Annotated in this window: 21 protein-coding genes and 1 pseudogene; 7 read left to right on the forward strand and 15 right to left on the reverse strand. The window is 54.3% G+C overall.

Annotation, left to right across the window (positions count from 1 at the left end; translation table 11 throughout):
- The first annotated feature begins 17 nt into the window (after positions 1-17).
- The 4 genes from ACP7E6_RS27275 to ACP7E6_RS27290 are packed head-to-tail and all read left to right on the forward strand — an operon-like array spanning position 18 to position 4619.
- Entirely contained in the window at positions 18-1052 is a 1035-nt protein-coding gene (locus ACP7E6_RS27275; protein ID WP_426232991.1) for an Ldh family oxidoreductase, read from the forward strand.
- Positions 1049-2275, forward strand: coding sequence for an iron-containing alcohol dehydrogenase (locus ACP7E6_RS27280; protein ID WP_426232993.1), 1227 nt, complete (start codon positions 1049-1051; stop codon positions 2273-2275). The genes ACP7E6_RS27275 and ACP7E6_RS27280 overlap by 4 nt, the downstream gene beginning before the upstream one ends.
- A gap of 14 nt (positions 2276-2289) precedes the next feature.
- On the forward strand, positions 2290-3777 hold the full coding sequence (locus tag ACP7E6_RS27285; RefSeq protein WP_426232995.1) for an NAD-dependent succinate-semialdehyde dehydrogenase: 1488 nt from the start codon (positions 2290-2292) through the stop codon (positions 3775-3777).
- Between the two features lie 20 nt (positions 3778-3797).
- On the forward strand, positions 3798-4619 hold the full coding sequence (locus ACP7E6_RS27290) for an alpha/beta hydrolase (protein ID WP_426232997.1): 822 nt from the start codon (positions 3798-3800) through the stop codon (positions 4617-4619).
- A gap of 142 nt (positions 4620-4761) precedes the next feature.
- Here ACP7E6_RS27290 and ACP7E6_RS27295 read toward each other — a convergent pair whose 3' ends face one another.
- From ACP7E6_RS27295 to ACP7E6_RS27310, 4 genes are all read right to left on the reverse strand, one after another.
- Positions 4762-5076, reverse strand: a complete 315-nt coding sequence (locus tag ACP7E6_RS27295; protein WP_426232999.1) for a hypothetical protein — start codon at positions 5074-5076, stop codon at positions 4762-4764.
- A gap of 106 nt (positions 5077-5182) precedes the next feature.
- The gene (locus tag ACP7E6_RS27300) at positions 5183-6340 is read right to left on the reverse strand and encodes an AraC family transcriptional regulator (protein ID WP_426233000.1); all 1158 of its coding nucleotides are present in this window, start codon (positions 6338-6340) and stop codon (positions 5183-5185) included.
- Positions 6341-6727: 387 nt separating this feature from the next.
- The gene (locus ACP7E6_RS27305; protein ID WP_426233002.1) at positions 6728-7006 is read right to left on the reverse strand and encodes an HU family DNA-binding protein; all 279 of its coding nucleotides are present in this window, start codon (positions 7004-7006) and stop codon (positions 6728-6730) included.
- Positions 7007-7255: 249 nt separating this feature from the next.
- Complete coding sequence (locus tag ACP7E6_RS27310) at positions 7256-7576, reverse strand: hypothetical protein (RefSeq protein ID WP_426233004.1); 321 nt, start codon at positions 7574-7576, stop codon at positions 7256-7258.
- A gap of 1049 nt (positions 7577-8625) precedes the next feature.
- Here ACP7E6_RS27310 and ACP7E6_RS27315 point away from each other — a divergent pair.
- Positions 8626-8822, forward strand: a pseudogene (locus ACP7E6_RS27315) (ATP-dependent Clp protease proteolytic subunit); the annotation flags it as partial.
- 126 nt (positions 8823-8948) lie between these two features.
- Here ACP7E6_RS27315 and ACP7E6_RS27320 read toward each other — a convergent pair.
- The 11 genes from ACP7E6_RS27320 to ACP7E6_RS27370 all read right to left on the reverse strand — a co-directional run bounded on the left by ACP7E6_RS27320 (position 8949) and on the right by ACP7E6_RS27370 (position 19084).
- The gene (locus ACP7E6_RS27320) at positions 8949-9344 is read right to left on the reverse strand and encodes a helix-turn-helix domain-containing protein (protein ID WP_426233006.1); all 396 of its coding nucleotides are present in this window, start codon (positions 9342-9344) and stop codon (positions 8949-8951) included.
- A gap of 93 nt (positions 9345-9437) precedes the next feature.
- Positions 9438-11012, reverse strand: coding sequence for a putative bifunctional diguanylate cyclase/phosphodiesterase (locus ACP7E6_RS27325; RefSeq protein ID WP_426233008.1), 1575 nt, complete (start codon positions 11010-11012; stop codon positions 9438-9440).
- A 23-nt stretch (positions 11013-11035) separates the two neighbouring features.
- A complete protein-coding gene (locus ACP7E6_RS27330) occupies positions 11036-11230 on the reverse strand; it encodes a hypothetical protein (RefSeq protein WP_426233010.1) in 195 nt (64 codons plus the stop codon).
- A gap of 147 nt (positions 11231-11377) precedes the next feature.
- Entirely contained in the window at positions 11378-11713 is a 336-nt protein-coding gene (locus ACP7E6_RS27335) for a hypothetical protein (RefSeq protein WP_426233011.1), read from the reverse strand.
- A 177-nt stretch (positions 11714-11890) separates the two neighbouring features.
- Positions 11891-12226 (reverse strand): slr1659 superfamily regulator, encoded by a 336-nt coding sequence (locus ACP7E6_RS27340; RefSeq protein WP_426233013.1) that lies wholly within the window; start codon positions 12224-12226, stop codon positions 11891-11893.
- Positions 12216-12794 carry a slr1658 superfamily regulator gene (locus tag ACP7E6_RS27345; RefSeq protein ID WP_426233015.1) on the reverse strand — a complete coding sequence of 193 codons (579 nt, stop codon included), beginning with the start codon at positions 12792-12794 and terminating at the stop codon, positions 12216-12218. The genes ACP7E6_RS27340 and ACP7E6_RS27345 overlap by 11 nt, the downstream gene beginning before the upstream one ends.
- Positions 12795-12797: 3 nt before the next feature.
- Positions 12798-15155 (reverse strand): SpoIIE family protein phosphatase, encoded by a 2358-nt coding sequence (locus tag ACP7E6_RS27350; RefSeq protein ID WP_426233034.1) that lies wholly within the window; start codon positions 15153-15155, stop codon positions 12798-12800.
- The gene (locus ACP7E6_RS27355) at positions 15152-16324 is read right to left on the reverse strand and encodes a methyltransferase domain-containing protein (protein ID WP_426233017.1); all 1173 of its coding nucleotides are present in this window, start codon (positions 16322-16324) and stop codon (positions 15152-15154) included. The genes ACP7E6_RS27350 and ACP7E6_RS27355 overlap by 4 nt, the downstream gene beginning before the upstream one ends.
- Positions 16321-16839, reverse strand: a complete 519-nt coding sequence (locus ACP7E6_RS27360) for a ubiquinone biosynthesis methyltransferase UbiE (RefSeq protein WP_426233019.1) — start codon at positions 16837-16839, stop codon at positions 16321-16323. Before ACP7E6_RS27360 ends, ACP7E6_RS27355 begins: the two co-directional genes overlap by 4 nt.
- On the reverse strand, positions 16829-18511 hold the full coding sequence (locus ACP7E6_RS27365) for a putative bifunctional diguanylate cyclase/phosphodiesterase (RefSeq protein ID WP_426233021.1): 1683 nt from the start codon (positions 18509-18511) through the stop codon (positions 16829-16831). The genes ACP7E6_RS27360 and ACP7E6_RS27365 overlap by 11 nt, the downstream gene beginning before the upstream one ends.
- A 204-nt stretch (positions 18512-18715) precedes the next feature.
- Entirely contained in the window at positions 18716-19084 is a 369-nt protein-coding gene (locus tag ACP7E6_RS27370) for a hypothetical protein (protein WP_426233023.1), read from the reverse strand.
- Between the two features lie 546 nt (positions 19085-19630).
- Between ACP7E6_RS27370 and ACP7E6_RS27375 the strand changes: the two genes are divergently transcribed.
- Positions 19631-19792, forward strand: coding sequence for a hypothetical protein (locus ACP7E6_RS27375; RefSeq protein WP_426233025.1), 162 nt, complete (start codon positions 19631-19633; stop codon positions 19790-19792).
- Between the two features lie 463 nt (positions 19793-20255).
- On the forward strand, positions 20256-20510 hold the full coding sequence (locus ACP7E6_RS27380; RefSeq protein ID WP_426233027.1) for a hypothetical protein: 255 nt from the start codon (positions 20256-20258) through the stop codon (positions 20508-20510).
- Positions 20511-21063: the final 553 nt, after the last annotated feature.

The raw sequence follows: 21063 nt of genomic DNA on the forward strand, positions 1-21063 counted from the left end.
TTTATATTGGAGACTTCATGAGGGTGTTACAAGAGGATGCGGTACAGTTGGCTTCCACCCTTCTGGAGCAGCGCGACTCCCCATCTGCCCACGCTTCGCTGCAGGCGCACGTGCTCGTTGATGCCGAGCTCAAAGGTCATCCGTCGCACGGCCTTCAACGGTTACCTCGAATCCTGACGCGGATTGAAGGGGGCCTTATTGACCCTCAAACTGAAGGAAAAGCGATCTGGCGCTCTCCGTCTTATTTGGAGGTCGATGGCCTTAAAGGACTCGGCCCCGTCGTGGCTGTGTCAGCGCTGAAACAGTTGAGCGAGCGGGCGGAAAGCTCGGGCGTCGCCATATGCGGTATCCGCAACTCGAACCATTTGGGAATGCTTGCGTATTATGTCGAGTGGCTAGCGACCCGCGGCCAGGTTGGCATCGCCCTCTCATCAAGCGAAGCATTGGTTCATCCCTTCGGCGGTACACGGGCTGTTCTTGGAACCAATCCTTTGGCGATTGCTGTCCCGACTGCGAACAGGCCGATGGTGGTCGATCTTGCCACGGGCGTCGTGTCCATGGGGAAAATCCACCATCACGCGGCGAACGGCTTGTCGATCCCCTTCGGCTGGGCGCGAGATGAAACAGGCCAGCCAACGACCGACGCAGTTCGAGCCACAAAGGGAGCGATCGCTCCGTTCGGCGACGCCAAAGGATATGCTCTCGGCATGGCGCTTGAACTCCTCGTCGCCGCGCTGGCGGGCTCAGCCTTGGCACCGGACGTAAGAGGCACGCTCGATGCGGACACGATTTGCAACAAGGGAGATGTCTTTATCGCAATCGATATCGGCATCCAGCCCGAACTGATTCATCGCCTCACCGCCTATCTGGACCTTGTCCGAGCCTCGCCCCCGTCAGATGCAAACATACCGGTTGCCATACCCGGAGATGGTGCAGCGGACAGGCGCGCCCAAGCTCTTATTCATGGCTTCGAAATCGCGCCAAACCTTTGGCAGGACCTCAAAGCCCTTTCTCAATCCACAAGATCGCTATCCAAAGGACATGCAAGATGACCCTTTTTGCCGCCATCCGACTTCCACAAGAAATCCTTTTCGGCAAGGGACAGCGTCATGCACTGCCGAAGATCGCTGCCAGGCTCGGGAAAAGAGCCCTGATCTGCACCGATGAGCGTTTCGCGGCGACACCGATTTTTGCGGAAATTGTCGGGGAATTGGAAGCCGTGTCTATTGCCGTTCTGATCTACGACAAAGTGCTACCGGACGTCCCACGGGAGACAGTCGCTGTCTGCGTCGCTGATGCCCGCGCGTTCGGTCCTGACATGGTGATTGGCATTGGAGGGGGTAGTTGCCTGGATATGGCGAAATGCGCTGCGCTGCTGCTTAGCCACGCCGGACGCCTCCAGGATTACTACGGCGAATTCAAAGTTCCGGGGCCAATCCTTCCAATTATCGCAGTTCCCACCACGGCTGGCACTGGCTCCGAAGTGACGCCAGTTGCCGTCATCTCTGATTCCGAACGCACGCTTAAAGTAGGCATTTCCAGCCCGTACCTGATCGCGACGACAGCGATCTGCGATCCCGACCTGACGATGACCTGCCCGCCCGGCTTGACGGCAGTGGCGGGTGCAGATGCCCTTACCCACGCCATCGAAGCATTCACCGCGGCACGAAGGGGCACCGACCATGCCTTGCCGCAGGACCATGTGTTCATTGGAAAGAGTGCTCTCACGGACCATTTTGCGCTGCTGGCCATCAAACTACTCGGACGCAGCCTGGAGAAGGCTTGCAAGGATGGGAGCGACGAGGACGCAAGAGCTGACGTAATGATGGGGGCATTGGCCGCAGGCTGCGCCTTTGGGACAGCCGGGACAGCCGCAGCCCACGCCATCCAGTATCCAGCCGGCGCGCTTACCCACACAGCGCACGGTCTCGGCGTGGCAACCATGATGCCGTACGTGATGAATTACAACAAGGCGTCGTCCATCAGCGAGATGGCGGAGATTGGATATGCGCTGGGGCTCGGTGGACCGAGCCAGAACCCAGATCAAATGGCGACAGCGGCGATCGAGGAAATCCGCAGGCTGTTCGCGGCCATAGGAATCACCCCCACGCTCGCCGATCTCGGTCTCCCGATCGACAAGCTCGACTGGACCGCCGAGCAGGCCTTCGGCATCGATCGACTGATCAAGAACAATCCCAGGCCGTTTGACCTCGACGCAATGAAGCGTCTTGTGAGAGCCGCTTATGACGGCGACTTCGCTGCTTCCGCAATCTAATATCGAGGAACGAAATGACCATCGCACAAAAGACATCTCCGCTCGCCAATCAGGTGCCGGACATCGACGCAGCCTCTAGAGGGCTTTTTATTGACGGACGTTGGAATCCGTCGCACGGTGGCCAGACGATCGACGTTGTGGATCCCTCGACCGGAGACCGTCTTGCATCAGTACAGGATGCGACCGTCGAGGACGCCCGCATCGCCGTTGGAGCCGCTGCGGCCGCAGCGCCTTCCTGGCGTGCAACCTCTCCCCGCAAACGTTCCGAAATCCTGCGCCGTTGTTTTGAACTGATGGTCGAACGCTCTGAGATGCTCGCGACCTTGATCTCTATGGAAAACGGCAAGGCCCTGAGCGACGCGCGTGGCGAGGTCGCCTATGCTGCCGAATTCTTCCGATGGAACGCGGAAGAAGCCGTTCGCATCACCGGAGAGTTCGGGATCGCGCCCGCCGGGACTAACCGCATCATCGTGGACTACCAGCCGATAGGCATATGCCTCCTCATCACTCCCTGGAATTTCCCTGCAGCGATGGCAACCCGGAAAATTGCGCCGGCTCTGGCTGCGGGATGCACGGTTATTCTCAAGCCTGCCAGTGAAACGCCGCTGACGGCTTACGCGCTCGCTGCAATCTATGAAGAGGCGGGCGTCCCATCGGGCGTCGTCAATGTGATCACCACCAGCACGCCAGGTCCTGTCACCGCCGAAATACTGTCGGATCCCCGTGTCAGGAAACTATCATTCACCGGATCGACAGGTGTTGGTCGCCTGCTGCTGGCTGAAGCGGCGAAACACGTGATCTCATGTTCGATGGAGCTCGGAGGCAACGCGCCCTTTGTCGTGTTTGACGACGCGGACCTGGAAGCATCGCTGGATGGCGCGATGATTGCCAAGATGCGCAACGCCGGAGAGGCCTGCACCGCCGCCAACCGTTTTTATGTCCAGACGGGAATATACGACGCTTTTGCCGAAGGCCTGTCGAAACGCATGGCCGCCTTGAAGGTCGGCGCGGGCATTGACGGAGCCACCGAGTGCGGGCCGATGATTACCCGCAGGGCCGTCGAAAAGATTGGCCGCTTGGTTGAAGATTCAAAAACGAAAGGTGCGCGTGTTCTGTGCGGAGGAAAAGCACCGGAAGGACCCGGGTTTTTCTACCCGCCTACTGTTCTGGTCGATGTTCCAACCACCTCCGAGATGGCGCACGAGGAAATCTTTGGCCCGGTCGCACCCCTCTATCGTTTCGAGAGCGAGGAAGAAGCTGTCAGCCGCGCCAATGACACAGAATATGGTCTAGCGGCTTACGTGTATACGCGTGACGTAGGTCGCGGAATGCGTGTCGCCTCTGCCCTGGAAGCAGGGATGATCGCTTTGAACAGAGGACTGGTCTCGGACCCCGCAGCGCCCTTCGGAGGGGTCAAGCAGAGCGGCCTCGGACGCGAAGGCGGGCAGCACCACGGCATTGCCGAATTCATGGAAGCAAAATATATCGCTACGAGCTTTTAGAAACGCGAGGAGCGGAAACTTTGGAAAACGACCCGTTCCGCATTCGCGCGCACGTCGCGGACTTCGACGCGATCGTCGAGGAGATCGTCGCATCAAGCGCCAGGACTCGCGACCGCCTATCCATGGCAGCTGACGTTCCCTATGGCGACGGTCCATCCGAGACCGTCGACATCTTTTTCCCGGAAGGCTCGCGGGAAAATCTGCCCGTGCATATCTTCATTCATGGCGGCTATTGGAGAATGTTCTCGAAACGAGACTATTCCTACGTTGCCAACACTGTGACGAAAGCCGGGGCTATCGCCGTGATCGTCGATTATGCCCTGATGCCAAGTGTCCGAATGTATGTTTTAGTTGATCAAGTGCGCAGAGCGAAGCGATGGGTGACCGGCAATATCGATACGTACGGCGGCGACCCGTCGCGTCTGACAGTGAGCGGGCATTCGGCAGGAGCACACCTTGCGACATTTCTGTTCAATGAACATCAAGAGCGGTCAGGTATCGCTGCGGCCCTTCTGCTGGGCGGACTCTACGATCTCAAGCCGCTTCAAAGGTCGTTCTTGGCTGCCGAAATCGGCATCACGGATGAGGAGGTCTTGGCTTTTTCGCCGATGTCGCAGTCTTTTGACCGTGACTGCCGCGTGACCGTCGCGGTTGGTGCAGAAGAAACTTCTCCGTTTCACAAGCAGGCAAACGATTTTGTGATGATGCTGGAGATGCAGGGTCAAGCGGTGTCAAAGAGATCAATCACTGGTGTCAACCATATGAGCAGCGTGCGTGACCTCGGTCTTTCGGCCAGTTCCACAGGCACCCTGTTACTGGAGACGATCGGTAGGGCGGTTTAGACAAGCGGCCAAGCTCGCGATGCTGTGGGGGACTCTCCCGCATTTCACGCCTTGATGGGAATTGAACCTTGGGGCGTACTTTTTGTGCACAATCGACTGATTAGATGATTGACGAACGGACGCCTCCATTTGCATGGAGCGATCAGCTGGATACCTGTGTGCTCCGTCCGAAAATCGTGGCGAACCGTGAGGCGATATCGATGGAGGCAACCTCCTTGGAATGGAGTTCGTCCAACCAGCGGCCCCGGACACTGCCTCGAAGGTCAGCGACGGTAACGTTTTCCTTTTTCTCCGCGACGCGGGCAAGGACATCGTACACCTCTCCGACGAAATAGGTGAGGATCGCCTGGATAAGCACGCGGTCTGCGGTCAAACTGTATCCGCGCCGCACGAAGGGCCCACCAAGCCTGATGCCACCTTTGCGCGGCGTCGGGATGTCGTAACCATGAACGAGCATTCTTGTATTCGAGGGCGCGACAAGCGCTTGACGTCGTCGGCGATCTGACCATACCCCCACTGCCTGCTTAAATAGGGAATGTCCGGACCGGGTTCATTGAACCGCCTCACTTTCCCAACACACTCAGCCAGTCGCCGAATGAACCGCCGTAGCGGCCACCAGGCGGAATCGGAGATCGGGAGGGCTGCAGCGTAGCGGCTTTTCGAATATCCCGAGGGTTGACTCCGAATTCGTGGCTGAAAGCGCGGCTAAAATTGGCAGCCAGATCGAACCCTGCAGCTTCCGCTATTTCTGATATCGGCCGGGTGTTGGTGGCATCGCTGAGGTCCGCGTAAGCTGCAAGAAGCCGCTGTTTCCGTATATAATTAAGAACACCGCCACTTGCGCTAAACAATTGGTAGAGCCGAGTACGGGAGATACCAAGAGAACGGCAGATCTTTTCGAGCGTGAGCTCATCCGAACGTAGATTGCCATGTATATAACGATGCGCGCGCTCCATCATGCCCATATTTGGAAGCTTCGATGGCGCGACCGTCGCAACAGACAGCGAGGCACATGCGACAATCAGATCGCTGATGGTATGCACGAGGCGTGGTAATTCCTCGGCTGTGAGAGTGTTGAGATTGGACTCGACACCTGTGACGTAGTGAAGAAGCAATTTTGCCAGATTGCCCGAAAATATCGAATTGTTGGCCGCCTCCATTAGGCCTGCGTGGCCTGCCAGCTGTTCATAAGGCATGAAGAGAAGGATACTGTCAGAATTGGTTGTTCTACCCCGATAAGGATAGCCGAGCGATCTAAACGCAAGTAAGTCCGGCCCGCTCTCTGCGACCCGCCGGTCAACTTCGGTCCACGACCGACCTGCACGGGGCAGTTCCACACACCAGTGGTCGAACGGGCTGCGACGCAACATGGAAAGAGAGCGCGTATAGCTGTGAGCAGGTGCCCGCTGTTGGACGATGAGAAGGTTGCCCATGTTCCAGGCAATCTGATCAACGGAGAAGCCATCTTCCTGAGATTTGTCGTCCGGCAGCCCAACTTCAATCAATGGAGCCATATGGGCCCGCCAGGCACTGAACTGTTGCGACGGTGCTAAGCCGTGTGTAGAAAAATAAAGGGGCTCCAACGCGGGCCCATTGGGTACGCCGGCTTTTTCGCTGGGATCGGAATCGCGGGGCCAACGGCGACGTTCGAGCAGTGTTGGTTCGTCGATTGGAACCTGAGGAGGTTCGTCTGCTTCGGACTCCATTGAATGATCACTCATGCAATTCTCCAGCCCAGCACTGCCGGCAAGTCTGACGCCACGGCCGCGGTGCCTATCGGCAAACTGCTATCCGCCGCTGTAATACGAGAGTGGTCTTTCTACGCGGGGTGCGTTTGAAATGCACGGGGAGATTAATATCCGGACGCCAGGATAACGACATTCCCGCTGAATGCCTTCATAACAAGACACGGTCGGGACAGTAATTTATACTCGATCGGCGTCTTTTCGAACGAGATTTATTTTCAATGATCTAGTTATAACTGCAACGGCGGGAACCGCCGAGCGCTCGCGATCATCTGGAGAAGTGTGAGCCTGATGCGAGCGAGTTTCTTCCACGGCAGCTTGCAGCTACGGTGTCTCGGTGACGCCTTACATACTTTAGTGGCATCAGCGATCCATCAGGTCGTCTCGGGTCTTCGATTTTTTTTGGTCGTTGCGTGCACGATGGGCGTGAAAGGCTCGATCCTTCAAAAGAGCCGCTGTTTTGAAGGTAACAACCCGACGTCGTAAGATCGGGACCTCTTCTCCAGTCCTGGTCTTTCTCCCAGGACGTTCGGTTTTCTCGCGGGTTCGAAAGATGCCGAAGTTAGAAAGCGGCACGTGCTCGGCTCGTTCAATTGTCAAGCAGATCCAAAACCATTTCCACCGGCTCTTCGGAATCGACACGAGACAGACCCACCTGGCGGAAAACCGAGACCAGCTCTGGTAATCGTCTGTCGTTCCATCGTTGCTGCCGGGTAAACGTTGGGGAGACCCGAGCGGATGTCCCGCGAGATGATGTCAACTGGTGAAGGTGTCTTGCCGGACGCGGCGGTCAGGGTACGAACAACTGCGGACCTGCCCATAATCTGTATGCTTGGCCTCGTGACCAATGTTGAGTATCCATAAAGGCAGTGAGTTACTAACTGTTTGTCGTCACGAACGTACGTGGCTTTCTTTATACGATTCATCCAGGAGCATAAGCCGCCGAACTTCATCTTCTCCGCTAACCATGAGCACGAAGAGGCGTTCTTTCCCGTTGAGGGCACTAACCTCCGCGACAGCGTTACGGGCGATCAGTTCTTCCATGGTTATATCTGAAACTCCAGCTATCACAGAAGTTGGCTGTGGCTCCGGATGAAGCTTTCCAAGAAACCGTACCGCTTTGTTTTGCCTGTTCGTAAGACCAAGTCCTGGCCCGGCCCTTCGAAGCTTCCAGGCGACTTGATTCTTCGAAACTGATTTAGACTCTGTCATCGCTTTCTCCGAAGTGGTTTGGCGCTCACGTGGCTTTGGTCGGTCCGTGGCTTTAAGCTTTCAAAAGTCGGCCGTGAAGCGCTCCCGCTGCCGTCAGTTTTTCAAGTTGATCCCTGCAAATGTTGATGTTTCAATGCAAGTAGTACCTCCTTCAAGCAACACACGGGCGTCACTCGGGCCAAGCCATCGGGATACTGTGCCGAGCGACAGGGTTACTCCACTAAAAAAGAAGGGCAGACCCCAGTCGATGCTTCTCGCGGTTAATCTTCTCGCCCGGGTTTGTTCAGATCGACCGGAACCGCATCAAATCTTCCATCCAACTCAAATTTTCTTCCACCATACTACCATAAATTGAAACTGGATCCTAGTTAAACCTTCGCGTCGCGCGGTGAAACTTTTTAGACCTTGCTCGCCGAAGGGGTTGGCGAACTGTTACATCAACATTGAACGAAATCTCGACGGACCAGTGTCTCGTAACCCGGTTTTTGCAAGGCATAAACTTTCAGTGGTAGATGATAAATTTTCTTTATGCGGATCGCCTGTTATCGACCAGTTCCTTGAATGTGGCCTCAGCCGAAGCCGTTCAGCCAACAAAGGGCATTTCTCGATGGCTGCACTCTCGCTTTCGTCGGCGGGGGTGTCCTAAGTCCGCGTTCAATCTTACGCGCAACTTCCCTTCCATCCGGACACTCCCGCGTGATGCCTCGGAACGATGCGCGTTGGGCTGTTTGTGTTTAAGCATGGAATGTTGACCCCTCTGGCGGGGTAATACTTATCCAATTTTGACCCCCCTTGGATTTCGTCCGACAATCCGGCTTTTGGCAACGGATGGAGTGGGGAGTTGAAGAGAGTGGATACGATTGCCCGTGTCCGACGAGCCTTCCATGTTCAGGTGAAGAAGATCACCAGAGAGCTGAACATTTCGCGCAATACGGTCCGCAAAATTCTGCGCTCTGATGCGACGGAGTTTGCCTACAAGCGAGAACATCAGCCGTTGCCGAGAATGGGAGCCCGGAAGCGTGACGTCGAACAATTCCTCATCGCCAACGAAGGCAAGGCATCGCATGACACGGCTTTACGCCGAGCATTGCCGCCGCACCTACGAAGAATTCGAGCAAGCAATGGACCGCGACCGCTTCATGACGTTGGAAGGGAGCTGATCGACCGCATTCTCCAGGTTCGGAATATTTCAGCGACCATGTCGGCGCGACGTGAGACGAGCCCGGTGCAATCTGAGCACTTTTAAACGCTGCTGGCCGGTTTTCTTGACGCTGAACGGCAGGGCTCGTTCCAGCGGAATCATAGCCCATGCCGGCCGTTACGCAGCGTTATTGGTCTCTGCGCCATGCCTCTAGGCACGCGGACGCTACGATCATGGAACTTTATGCTCGCCGGCAATCGACTTTGCCAAGACAACTACGGCTCTTCTTACTTTGGGATCTCGAATTCGCCGAAAGGCGTGATTGAGCTCCCTCACCTCTGCTGTCTGTAGAAACAAGGATAATTCGACGGATCTTTGCATGCTCTTGGAAACCGGTTCCCCTTGACCTTGGTCTGGAAAGAAGAAGGATATCGGGACCTGGAAGACTGCGCTAATTTGGTGAATCCTGCCGGGACTGACCCGGTTTTGGCCATTTTCGTATTTCTGTATTTGTTGAAACGTCGTGCCAAGGCGTTCGGCAAGCGTGATCTGTGTTATCTGAAGGAATTTGCGCTGCATGCGTATTCTGGAGCCAACGTAGATGTCGGTCGGAAGAGGCGTTTTCATAGTGCTTGTCCTGTCGAGATCTTTGCCTGCCCTGTGGTCGGGCATGGATGCGAACGCAAAACCTTTGTTCCACGCCCCCATCGAGCTTTTAACTCAAGTATGCACCGAAACGATTGTGGAGGTGCGTAACATTCGGTCGCGACTTTCAAGGAAGCTTAGCGTCTCAGACGCCGGCATCGCTTTACCGAAGAGGTACCCTTGGCCGATATCACAGCCTTCTTGCAGAAAGTAAGCCAACTGGGCGTTATCCTCAATTCCTTCGACTGTCGTCTTTATTTCAAGGCCCTTGCTCAGGTTCAAAAGTGCCTGAACAATTTTGTCGTGTCGGCCGCATTTTCGAAGTGACGAGACGAAGCTTTTGTCAATCTTGATCTTGTCGAATTTGTACCGAGCCAGCTGTGCCAGACTGGAATATCCGGTACCAAAGTCGTCGAGCGCGATTTGGATACCAGCATTGTGTAGATCGTCGATGATTGAAGCAGCAAGCTCCGGATCCTCAATCAAGGCATTTTCAGTGATCTCGACTTCCAAACGTGCCGGCGGAAGACCTGCGGTCTTCAGAATTTCCAGAATGCGCGAGGTTAGCAGTCGGTCCTCCATTTGGACGGGCGACAAATTGAAGGCGAGAACGATGTCCTCCGGCCACAGTTTTGCATCTTCGCAGGCCGTCCCAAGCAACTGCTGAAACAAGGTGGTAATCAGACCAGTCTCCTCGGCGATCGTTATGAAAATTAGCGGCGAAACACTAGAGCCGTCTTCTTCCGTCCAGCGAGCCAGCGCTTCGAATCCGCAAACGGCGCCGGAGCGAAGATCAATGAGAGGCTGATAAAAAGGCTTGATGCGGCCTGCATCAATAGCCTCTCGCAGCTGACCCTCGAGTTGTGCGCGTGCTAAAACCTTATGCTGCATGTCCTCGTGAAACGCCAAGGACGTGTTAGCGCCTTTGCTCTTGGCCTCATAAAGGGCGATATCGGACTTGTGGCAAACATCCTGCAGTAGATCGCCATGCTCCGGCCAGCGCGCATATCCAATGCTTGCACCCACCTGACACCAGATCACACCCACTTGGATTGGGCGGGTGAGGGAATGAATGATCAGATTGGCAAAACGGCCTGCCTTTTCAGGCGCCAATCCTCGGGCGACGACAATAAACTCGTCGCCACCAAAACGGAAAACGCAACCCTCTTCGGCAAACGCTGCCAAGCGTTTTGAGACATCCCGCAACAACTGGTCTCCGCCCTGATGCCCGACCAGGTCGTTGACCTTCTTGAATCCGTCTAGGTCAATCGAAAAAATAGTTGCCATCGGTTGATGGTCGTCGTCCTCATTCAGCAGAGGCTGGAAAATTTGGAATTTTTCGAACGCGTACCGGTTTGGTAGCCCAGTTAAATGATCATGTGTGGCGATCCAATGGGACCGACGGGCATGCTGGTGCTGTCGGTGCATCTCTTTGCGCAGATCAAAGATGCGGAACAGCGAATATACAAAACTCGCAACGCCAATAATAAAGATGCTGAGGAGCCAGGCGTCGATCGTGTCGACAGTCAGAACCTTAAAGGCGTTGAATATCTGGAGGTGCCAGACGTATCCGACGCCCCACAGAACCAGCGCACCCGCGGTCAACGCAAGGAGTTGCTTTCCCGCTCTGCTCTCGAAAAACTCAGGCACCAAACTTCCTCCATGGCCGGACGTCAAAATGAAAGTTGTGATTGTGAAGATGCGAGGAACGGCGGCGGCGTGAGAGCCGCAGGTCGAATTGCGTTTCGTAGTTTCCAAAGGGCAGGCTGCAACATACCGTTGCCTAAAATCATTAAGTTTATGACAATCACTTCAACGACAGGTTGATTTCCTTGGCGGACAATTTGAGCGGCAGTCATCAGCCACATGCCGGATCTCCGACATGTCACGCGCGTTCCGGCGGCTGACTTTAGCTTGTCTGAAACGATTAGCTGGGGAACGCCGTCAAGAAGCAGAACATCCGGACAGGTGAGCCGAGCCAAATCCGGAAGCGGTTGCGTCCAGGTCGCTTCCGCCTAGATGAAGCTGGACGCTCCCAGCACCGCCAGGAATATCTCCGCTTCGCGGATCTTACCGGTATTGCGATCAGCGATCGGAACCCTCTTGCCGGAATAAGCGACAACGACCTTTTCACCGGCGGCACGCTTTTGGCATCGTCGGAGCCGATGCTCAAAGCCCTGGAAGGGTGTGACTTGAATTAGTCTTCTTGAGCTGGCACCGGAGCTAGACCGTTGATCGGCGTTGATTAGACTGACCGCCTTGAACGAAATCGAACCAGCGAGCTTTGGTCGCGAAACCAGCACAGCCAATTGAGATTGTGAAAAGGCCTTCGAGCTGAACGATCGAATCATTTGTGATTCGCTTTCCGATGACCCCCGTTGCTTTTAGTATCCGCCGGAGTGGAGTCATTGGCGCCGTCCAGCCACCTTACCTTAGCTTTTCGCCAATAACATCGGACTATCACCCGTAGACAATGGCGTATCTATAAAACCGCCCGACCATCCGAAATTCAGATCAGCTAAAACCCGTTATGCAAGCGTTAACGTCAGCGCGGGATATAGCTTCTTCAGGTTTGGCAAAGACTTCGACTGCCATGGGATGGAGCTGCTCCCTCTTACGGCAAGCGCACCATCCGACTTGTTGCGTGCTTCAATTGTAAGCTTTGCAAGCAGGTTTATCCCAGAAGAGTTCAGGAACACTAGGTTGGTCAAGTCCAAGACGACTGAATTTTCGCTAGCTATGAGACCGGATGCCAAGGCATAAACCGGGGCATACGCATCTGGGCCAGAGAGACGCATTGTACCGTCAAAAAAGACGGTGGAGCGCTCAGACCAGACGCGATAAGTATCTGCTTTAACTTCCATGGTGCTGCGCCTCGTGATTGGGGACCGTGATTGCGGCATGTGTCGATATTTTAGTGGAAATCTCTCCCGGCAAATCCTCGATCTGCCATGCCATTCGAGCACCGTAGTCGGCAAGGAGGGTCAGCAACCCAAGACCTGACGCATTCGGTTCAGACTCGAGCGCATTTGCTTCGAGCTGTTCAAGCAGCATAGCCTGAGGCTCCCCAGATGAAAGCTCGGTTAGTAGGGTGAGGAGCTTAGGCATTAGCGCAGCCGAGGCAATATTCGTGACGGATATCCGAAAGGTGTCATGTTCAACGGAAGCCTCAACGCCGATACTTTCTCCCGATCCAAACTTTATGGCATTTTCGATCAGCTCGTTGGCGAGAAATCCAATCTCGTGGCGGACGGTATTATGAACCTGTTTCGATCCCTTAAATCGAGCAGATACCGCCTCAGCTATGTAGTCGGCGGTAAGGCCAGAATGGCTCCACTCTAACCGAAGAATACGGCCCGCGAGGTTTATTCGGATAGGGCCGGATTCGTGACTCCGAGCCAGCGAGGCTGTTCCAAAAATGGTCCGTGCCATGATCTACCTGTGTTTCAGCGCGACTAAAGTGATGTCGTCGTGGACTTTCTGTGTTCCAATGTATGATATCAACTTTTTCAAGATGCCCTCCAAGATAGCTTCGGCGGTTTCTAGGTGAAGGCCGGCCGCCTCTTCGCAAAGGCGTTCAATTCCGAAGAGCTCTCCAGCGGGGTTTTCCGCTTCAGTGACACCATCAGTGTGAAGAATTATGACATCCCCCGTATTGAACGGGATTTTTTTGGTGTCGATGAAAGCAGAAATATCCGCCTGCATGCCAATAGGAAAACCAAGGTCGATTGTGTTGATTTTCTCGATTTCGCCACTGCGCCGGATGACGATGACGTCCTCATGCTGTCCGGAAATCGTCACAAATCCATCTTCGTAGTCGAGGAACGCTAAAGTTAGATGCTTATCCGTCTCAGTCCGTTCGATATTTTTGAATATCGTTTTGTTGAGGATGCTCAGAAACCGAGAAGGGTCAGTTTGGCCGGCATCCTGCAGCGCTCGGGCAACAGACTGCACCATGAGCATCAGCACTCCGCTCTCCAATCCATGCCCGGTCACGTCTCCTATGCCGATCTTGAGGCGGGAACCGTCCTTCAAGATATCATAGTAGTCGCCGCCCACCTCGTCGGCGGGTCTCATATATGCAGCCATTTCGATTGCGGGGAAATCCGCCAATTCTCCTTGGCGCGGAAGCACCATAAGCTGAATTTGCCTTGCCACCGCCAGTTCGCTTCCTAAACGCTCGTTCTCGACGGAAAGCTTGCCGTTTAACACGGTTATTTCAGTTTTCGCCTTCTCGATTTCCTGCGTCCGGTCTTCCACCAGTCTTTCAAGGTTTTCGGTGTTGTATCTGATCTCTTCGGCCATGCGGTTGAAAGCAACCCCGGCCTCGCCAACCTCGTCATTGCTGTAGATCGCCACACGAACTGAATAATCCCGCTCTTGTATCCGCCGCGCAGCACCCGCAAGGGCGGTAATCCCAGCTGTAACTCGTTTCGAGGCTGCTAGTACGGCCATCGTCACGATCGCTAATGAAACCAGAATTGCAAGCAGCTGATATAAAACGATCCGATTGCTGGCGTCCTTGATTTTGTCCTGCGCCGCCAACAACGATGCATAGATTTCCTGCTCAGGTACAATGATACCGAGTGACATCACTTCCGCAGTTACACCCTCAGTACCCCAAAGATTACTCGGCTTGAGTTTTTCGGTGATCACCAGATAAGGGACAACGGCGCCGGCATCGTCCAACACGATACGCTGAAGAATGCTGTTCCGTTCTAAATCGAGGGTGGAAATGGCTTCCTGACGGCTGTTTCTTAGCGAGCGGTCCAGTCCGGTGACGCCTTCCTTCCCGGCGTCGTTCGACATCTGAAGCCCGATGGTTTTTTCCCCTGACGGATTGATCGCGATCACATTTCCATCGGAAGACGCAAGAAACCCGAAGCCGTTCTTGCCCACCTTGACGTTCTCCACAATTTCCGCGAGCTGATCCAGCGTAATATCGGCGCCTGCGGCTCCCGCCACGCCACTCCTGTTTGCGGTCCAGAGAGGGTGGAAGAAGCTAACAATCAGTTTGCCTGTTATTGCATCTGTGTAAGGAGCTGTACGGGTGATATCGTCAGATACTGGGCGCGTTTCAGGTAATTTCGCCCAACTTTCCCAGCTCTCATAGAGTTTAGGGAAGAAAAAGTCCCAGAAGTTCTGGGTATTGTGACCGGGGTACAAACGGTCAAAAGTCTGTGCCTGGTCTGTGTAAGGCGACGTTCGAAATATCGGGCGTTCCTTTGGGCCTATGAAGTACATCTGCAGCTTCGGCGGCCCGCTATGCAAAAAGCTTTCCGCGACGAGATCGAACGCTGCGCTTTTCCTTATCTCGTCGAGTACCGCTGGCAACGGTTGATGATCGGTTCCAAGCAGGTATCCCCACACGCTAACGACTGATGTCGCGCCGGGAGCATTCTGGGCCCATCCGCCCACTGGATTGAACTCGACCGTCGTTGAGCCAGGGTGGCTGAGAGACACAGTTGAACCAACTCCTGCATACGCGGGATCATCAATTTGTGTCTGTAGAACGCCCGCGAGCGCTCTGACGTTTGCGTCCACCTGGTCAAGCACCAGATTGACACGAGCAGCGGTGGCGTCAGCGTAAGAGTGAATGTAGTCCTCATTTGCCCGTTTCAGCCCTCTGCCGACTTCCTCGGTGGCGTCATTCGAAAGTTGGTGGACATTCCAAAGTGCAAGCCCGCCGCTGACCAGCAAGTCGAAAAGGACGGCTCCACCTACCACCAGGACGAACTTGGCACGGAATGATCCCAGCCCTAAACGTCGCCCGGGGCCGGCTCCATTACTCATAGCGGCTTCCGTCCGGATGCCGCCCAGATCGGCCACCCTGCGTATCCGCTCCGATGAAGAGCTGCAAACATGTGGTCTTGGAAGCCTTTTCGAAAACGGTCTATAAATTCTGGATCATCGCCTCGTTTAACGGCCATTTCTCCCGCATACACATTTTCCCAGGCAGAGATGACATCCGCGAAGTCTTGAGGGTCGCCGTCGTGGTTTGTTACCATGAAGGTTTCCATCTGGATCTGATCAAATCCCGCATTTGCGAGCAGTCGGATTCCTTTCGGCCCCATTTCAACGTCCATGTCAAAAAACGCAAAAAGCTTAGCAACCTCGGTGTAGGTCCACTGGATGCTCTCGGAGCGAGGTTCACCCAAGCAATGTGAGTTTTTCTCATTGGTGATGTAGACCCGACCACCTGGCTTACAAATTCTGAAAAGTTCTTTCAGAAGCACCTCGGGCCGGTCAAATATCTGGAGCGAGTGCCGACAAGTCACAAAATCGAACGAGTTGTCTTCAAGTAGCATTTGGGAAGCATCGCCGTAGGTGTATTCTATCCCCTGCACACCAATTTCAGCTACAACGCGCCTCGCATAAGCCAGGCTTGCTGCTGAATGGTCGAGAGCTACGAGACGCGACGGCCTAAACTCTTTCTTTAGAAGAACCGCAAAGTCACCGATCCCGCAGCAAATATCGGCAACCGCCAAGCCAGGAACCAAGCCATGACGCGCCAGGATCGGCTGCTCGTGTCTCCACGTCATCTTGGTTTGGGTCCGAAGTATTGGGATGAAGCTCTCATTTTCGACAAAGGTCTGTCCAGGATAAAAAGCGGAATCGTAAACCTTCAGACTGATATTTTCGTGGAGACCCACAAGGTGGCTGAATAATCTTGCCGACCAAGCCACAACGCTGGAGGTAACAATGACAACGCGCAGGTCCGGTTTCGACTGGCATGCATAAAGGATCCGCGCCGCCAACGTTCGATATGCCGTCGTATTGATATGCACCAGTCGTTTGACGTTGACGTAAAAAGTGCCTCGTGCGCTCGCAATGCCGTGTTCGACTACTACTAAGATCTCGTTGAGATCGCCGGGGTCGTGAGGACGCAGGGTGCCCGTGAGCAAAAGCTCATTCGCTCCGTTGTCGTAAGCGGCACTCCCTGAACCTGCTACCCTTTTCAATTAATCAGGCCCTGTGTCGGTATATCGGCGACGATCGTCAGCAGATCATCCAGACCTTTTCCAGCAGTGATGGAAGCGTCGAAATTTGCTTTAAGTCCCAACAGCGAATCCTCCGGCTCGGCCGCGTGATACCCGTGCAGCATCTCTAGGTATCTTGGGGCGACATCTACGGATACAATCGCGTCCAATTGGCTGATAACCCGGCTACGCGCCTCTACAGGGAAACTTAAGGCTACGCGGTCAATTTCACCTATCCGGCTAACTTCGCAGAGCAGTCTGCCGCCTCCAGTCCCAATCCGAAACGAATACTCCAAAAGCTCATTGACGGCTGACGAAAGAACATTCGCGTACCGCACGGGATCAGATTGGTCACGGCTAATCATTGCGGCGACATAATCTGAAAGGCGGTCGCAGTTTGCCCAGTCCGAACTGAACATTGCGAAATCCATTTCCACCGCGAGCATTGCGGCGACGCCATCCGGCGTTTCATCTGAGCTAGAGCTTTTAAGATTCATTCCTTACCACACCTTGGATATGATCAGTCTGAAAACCGCTGTTAAGGTAGTTGGCTACCGCTTCCGCTGGCATCGGTTTGTTTATGGCGTAGCCTTGAATGAGGTCGCATCCAACATCCCAAAGCCAAAGCTCTTGCTCTAAGGTCTCCACTCCCTCGGCAATTACCCGCATGTCCAGCCCATGGGCCATTCCAACGATGGATTTCACTATCGTCTGACTGTTCAAATCTGTCGATAAGTCCGTGATAAAATACTTGTCGATTTTGATGTTATCGAACGGAAAATTCTTGAGATAGCTGAGTGATGAATACTCGGTTCCAAAGTCATCCAGGGAGATCTTGATCCCCAGGATATTCAAAGTGTTCAACGTATCCAGGTTGTTTGTTGTCCGCTCCAGAAGCACAGTTTCCGTTATTTCCAATTCCAACCTTTCAGGAGGAAGGCCAATTTCGTCCAAAACCGCCGATATGCGGTCAGTAATTCCCGCGGTCAGGAACTCGGCAGGCGACACGTTCACGGCTACAGTCAGGTGATCTGGCCATGTTAAAGCCGCCCGACAGGCGGTTTCGAGCACCCATTGCCCAATTTCGGTCATCAACCCATCTGCTTCAGCGACGGAAATAAAAGAGACTGGAGGGACTACTCCGAGTATTGGATGACGCCAACGAAGCAAAGCTTCGAAGCCGGTAATGTTTCGGTTCGGCCCGGTGATCGGTTGGTACTCGACGAAGAATTCGTCGTGTTGCAAGGCCAGCCTTAAACTTCTTCGTAAAAGTTCCCGCTGTTCAAGCACCTGCAGCATACCAGCTTCGAAAACAGACGCTCTTCCCCGTCCGTCTTTCTTAGATGCGTAGAGGGCCACGTCGGCCGCTTTCATGAGGCCCTCAGTTTCCGCACTGTCTTCTGGGGCGAATGCCACCCCAACGCTCGCACCCACAAATAGAGTGATGCCGTAGGCCTCAAAAGGTCGATGAAAAGCTTTCACCAAGCGCTCCGCCGCATCTTCCCCGGCTTTTCTAGAGCCGCAATGTTGCTTGATCACAGCAAACTCGTCGCCGGCTAACCGATAAGCGGTTTCGCCGTATTGAAGAGATGCTTTAAGTCGATCGGCCGTTTCCCTCAAAACGATGTCCCCGGCACCGTGTCCAAGGGTATCGTTCACAGGCTTAAAGTCGTCCAGGTCGAGCTGCATTAGGGCGAGTATGCTACTTTCGCGGTTTTTTAGAGCTGCACCTAGTTGGTAGCTGAATTCCCTCCTGTTTGGCAGACCTGTCAAAGCATCGTGTGTCGCTTGGTGAAGCAGAACTGCCCGGTCATCGTCCCGGCGGATATGTGGGGTATTTCGAAACTCTACAGCCGCGATTCCTTGCGCCGATGGAACCATGAACAAGGTTCGTTTTACCTCATGTTCTTCGGGCAACTCGAAAACCAAATGACCCATTGTATCACTGACCTCTTGCCACGCGGCTGCGTCGACCTGCGGAATGCCGGGATATAGGTGCTGAAGTGTGAGAGAGGAGGTATCATCCAAACCGTACCGGTTCGAGAACTGCTGTGACCAGTCAATTAAGAGTAATGACCAGTCGTAAAAAGAATACAGGGCGTTGGTACCTGGCCCAGCGGCATACCTGGAAAGCTCTTGTCGTCGATCAATCCCGACGTCTGGCACCATAGCGTTCTCCGTACGAACATAAATGTTCAAAGCAGAAATGCTGTCGAAAGTATGCTGTACCTCTTGTCTCGATAATCAAACCGCAATCAAAAGTAGTTTATGAGGGCATGCTTAAATTTTTGCAACTTTATAACGACTGCTCGCCGTTAAAAAGTAGCCAAATCCTACACACCAAGGACCCTTGAAACCCCTAATGCTGCACGCTCAAGTGAGCTTGGTACGATCGTTGAAGCTTCGCAGGGCCGTCGTAACAAGGAACGAACTTGCGGCAAGTGCGCCAAGCTTCGTCCACGGATAAGAGGCAAGTTGCGACCGTGCGCTTATATTAGCCCAAGTCATCCCTGACTTAGCGACAATTCCAAGTTGGAAGCGGATGATGTCTATCTTAGCGCGCAGAAAATCGAGTTCCTTCTGTAGCAGTTCGCGCTGAAAGCGTGCTCGGTGGGCAGCGGTCGCGATGTCATCGATAACAACATCATCTTCAGCACCAATAAAGAAAACCTCCTCCTGCGGGATGCGCGCTCTACGTAACAACATGCCGAACTCCTGTTTAGAATGGATGCTGATCGCCATTGTGTAGGCCGTCGTTCGGCGACCGCTCTTAAAATCCGACGGCATCGACCTTTTCACCGAGGAAGCATCCACTCGTAGCCTCCAACATCACGGCGTATCGCCATTAACGCTCGAGGTTCCAAAAGGATGCGTTGACGTGATGATTTCTTGATGAAGACGGGAACCATCTAGCGAGCCTTGCTTTTTAGGGCCGGGCGAGAAGATTCAACAACCCGGTGAGGGGAACGACATTTAGTAGATGGAGGCGCGAGAATGAAGATGGAACCATCCCAGCGTCGTCCGAGAGGGACATCTCCTCGCGGCGACTTCGAAGCTGCCAAGAGTTTCGCAACAGCGAGCGAGGAAGACCGCCTCAGCGCAGCCAAAGAAAAGACCAGGGCGTTGCGCGAAGCTCGGTTGAAAAACGACACGTGTGAACAAGGGGAACGGTACGTCTAAAAGCAGAGCTCCGGAACTCTTTAGTTCCCAACGTGGCGAAAACGCGATCGACCCTTGGAACTAGCTTCATCTCGATGCGTTGATAGCCGTCGCATTTGGAGAAGTCCCGTGAACACTAAGGGCTTTCACTACTACCTGACCCGTACTGAGAACGATCAGGTCGCCATGAGATCACGCCCGCAGACACTCGATGATGTGAAAGCGCTACTGGATGACAACGATGTTGCCATCGACCGTGGCCTCGGGGTCTCCATGACAACGCCAGGCTAAAGCTGATTGAACAGCGGATTACGGGCTGGTTGAGACGATCGTACAAGCCAGATGGTTAAATGAGAAATCCGAGGTGTAATATGTCAGATAACCCTAAAGAATCGCCTGCCGTAGAATCCCTTTAGAAGGAACGAGCAGTACAACTCGGCCGAGATGCAACGACTGACCTCGACGGTGCATTGGAAGGCTCGTTTCCGGCTTCTGATCCGATTTCGATGACTTCGACATCGATACCGTCAGGCAGAACCGACGCTCACAGAGCCGATAGAGTAAGAGTGGAACCCGACCCGACAGCCCCCACGTCGGAAATGGTTCAGGAGAATCGGTCATTGTTCGGCGACGTTGGCGATTGGATAGCGGAAAAGCCGATAGCGGCCGCAGCCGTGGTCGCTGCATTCTCATATTTGTTTGGCTCCACCCGTTAACCCCATACTTCAACTGCCAGAGGTAAACAATGCCTCCAATGCAATCGATCCCGCGCTCTGATGGCGACGCGACCCTTGAGAACGCGGTTGAAGCCATTCGCCCGTCATTCGATGACTTAGTGGAACTTGCTGACGTAAGTATTGAAGCGGCCGCTGGACCGCAGATGCCGGAAGCATTCGTCGCCCTAGCGCGGAGAGCTGAAAGTATGGGGTGGACATTTGAAGTTGCCGAGGGTGCCATCAGGCAATTAGCACATGAATATCTTGGTGCGCGAGGTGCATTCGCCGACTGAACCGTGATGGGCTTTTTGGCCAAACCGATGGCCGAGCGCGGAGCTGTATAGCTGACGCCCACGGATGCGGCGAGGCGTTGAAGTGCCAGAATTCGCGAAGTTACTTTTGAAAGTTTGCCGCGCGGCCTAATGCTGCAAGCGAGTGAGGCAGATATTTTGTGCACCGCGCACGTTCAGCGCGCCGCCCTTCGAACAGAAATTGAGGTATTCTCCAGAGCACAATAATCGGCTGATATACCACATGACGCACCTCGCTATCATTGCAAATCACCTTCGCAGATGGAGGAGCGCCGGAAAAGAGCGTGGCCAGCTTTTATGCGTGGGCCGTTCAGCCGACATAATTCGGCGAGGTGTCGCTTGCCCGAGGCCGGATCGGTACGCGCGGGACGCAGTTGGTGCATCTATTCGACAACGATAGCAAGACCGTCGGCCTCTTGCTGGATGTCCTTCGCGGAAAGCGAAAGCGGGCTACAAGCCGAAACCACCTGTGGACATCCAGCGCATCCAACCCGCATCCCCATCATTGCCGATGACAACACGATCATAAGCTGAC

The organism is Pararhizobium sp. DWP3-4, from assembly GCF_049898205.1.
GTDB lineage: Bacteria > Pseudomonadota > Alphaproteobacteria > Rhizobiales > Rhizobiaceae > Pararhizobium.

Excerpts from the sequence above, each read along its gene's own strand:
- ACP7E6_RS27275 (WP_426232991.1), top strand. The coding sequence starts at position 18 with ATGAGGGTGTTACAAGAGGATGCGGTACAGTTGGCTTCCACCCTTCTG.
- ACP7E6_RS27285 (WP_426232995.1), top strand. The coding sequence starts at position 2,290 with ATGACCATCGCACAAAAGACATCTCCGCTCGCCAATCAGGTGCCGGAC.
- ACP7E6_RS27330 (WP_426233010.1), bottom strand. The coding sequence starts at position 11,230 with ATGTGGCTGATGACTGCCGCTCAAATTGTCCGCCAAGGAAATCAACCT.
- ACP7E6_RS27365 (WP_426233021.1), bottom strand. The coding sequence starts at position 18,511 with ATGGTGCCAGACGTCGGGATTGATCGACGACAAGAGCTTTCCAGGTAT.
- ACP7E6_RS27295 (WP_426232999.1), bottom strand. The coding sequence starts at position 5,076 with ATGCTCGTTCATGGTTACGACATCCCGACGCCGCGCAAAGGTGGCATC.
- ACP7E6_RS27310 (WP_426233004.1), bottom strand. The coding sequence starts at position 7,576 with ATGACAGAGTCTAAATCAGTTTCGAAGAATCAAGTCGCCTGGAAGCTT.
- ACP7E6_RS27300 (WP_426233000.1), bottom strand. The coding sequence starts at position 6,340 with ATGAGTGATCATTCAATGGAGTCCGAAGCAGACGAACCTCCTCAGGTT.
- ACP7E6_RS27380 (WP_426233027.1), top strand. The coding sequence starts at position 20,256 with ATGCAATCGATCCCGCGCTCTGATGGCGACGCGACCCTTGAGAACGCG.
- ACP7E6_RS27340 (WP_426233013.1), bottom strand. The coding sequence starts at position 12,226 with ATGGAAGTTAAAGCAGATACTTATCGCGTCTGGTCTGAGCGCTCCACC.
- ACP7E6_RS27280 (WP_426232993.1), top strand. The coding sequence starts at position 1,049 with ATGACCCTTTTTGCCGCCATCCGACTTCCACAAGAAATCCTTTTCGGC.
- ACP7E6_RS27320 (WP_426233006.1), bottom strand. The coding sequence starts at position 9,344 with ATGAAAACGCCTCTTCCGACCGACATCTACGTTGGCTCCAGAATACGC.
- ACP7E6_RS27350 (WP_426233034.1), bottom strand. The coding sequence starts at position 15,155 with ATGAGTAATGGAGCCGGCCCCGGGCGACGTTTAGGGCTGGGATCATTC.
- ACP7E6_RS27335 (WP_426233011.1), bottom strand. The coding sequence starts at position 11,713 with ATGATTCGATCGTTCAGCTCGAAGGCCTTTTCACAATCTCAATTGGCT.
- ACP7E6_RS27345 (WP_426233015.1), bottom strand. The coding sequence starts at position 12,794 with ATGGCACGGACCATTTTTGGAACAGCCTCGCTGGCTCGGAGTCACGAA.
- ACP7E6_RS27360 (WP_426233019.1), bottom strand. The coding sequence starts at position 16,839 with ATGAATCTTAAAAGCTCTAGCTCAGATGAAACGCCGGATGGCGTCGCC.
- ACP7E6_RS27370 (WP_426233023.1), bottom strand. The coding sequence starts at position 19,084 with ATGGCGATCAGCATCCATTCTAAACAGGAGTTCGGCATGTTGTTACGT.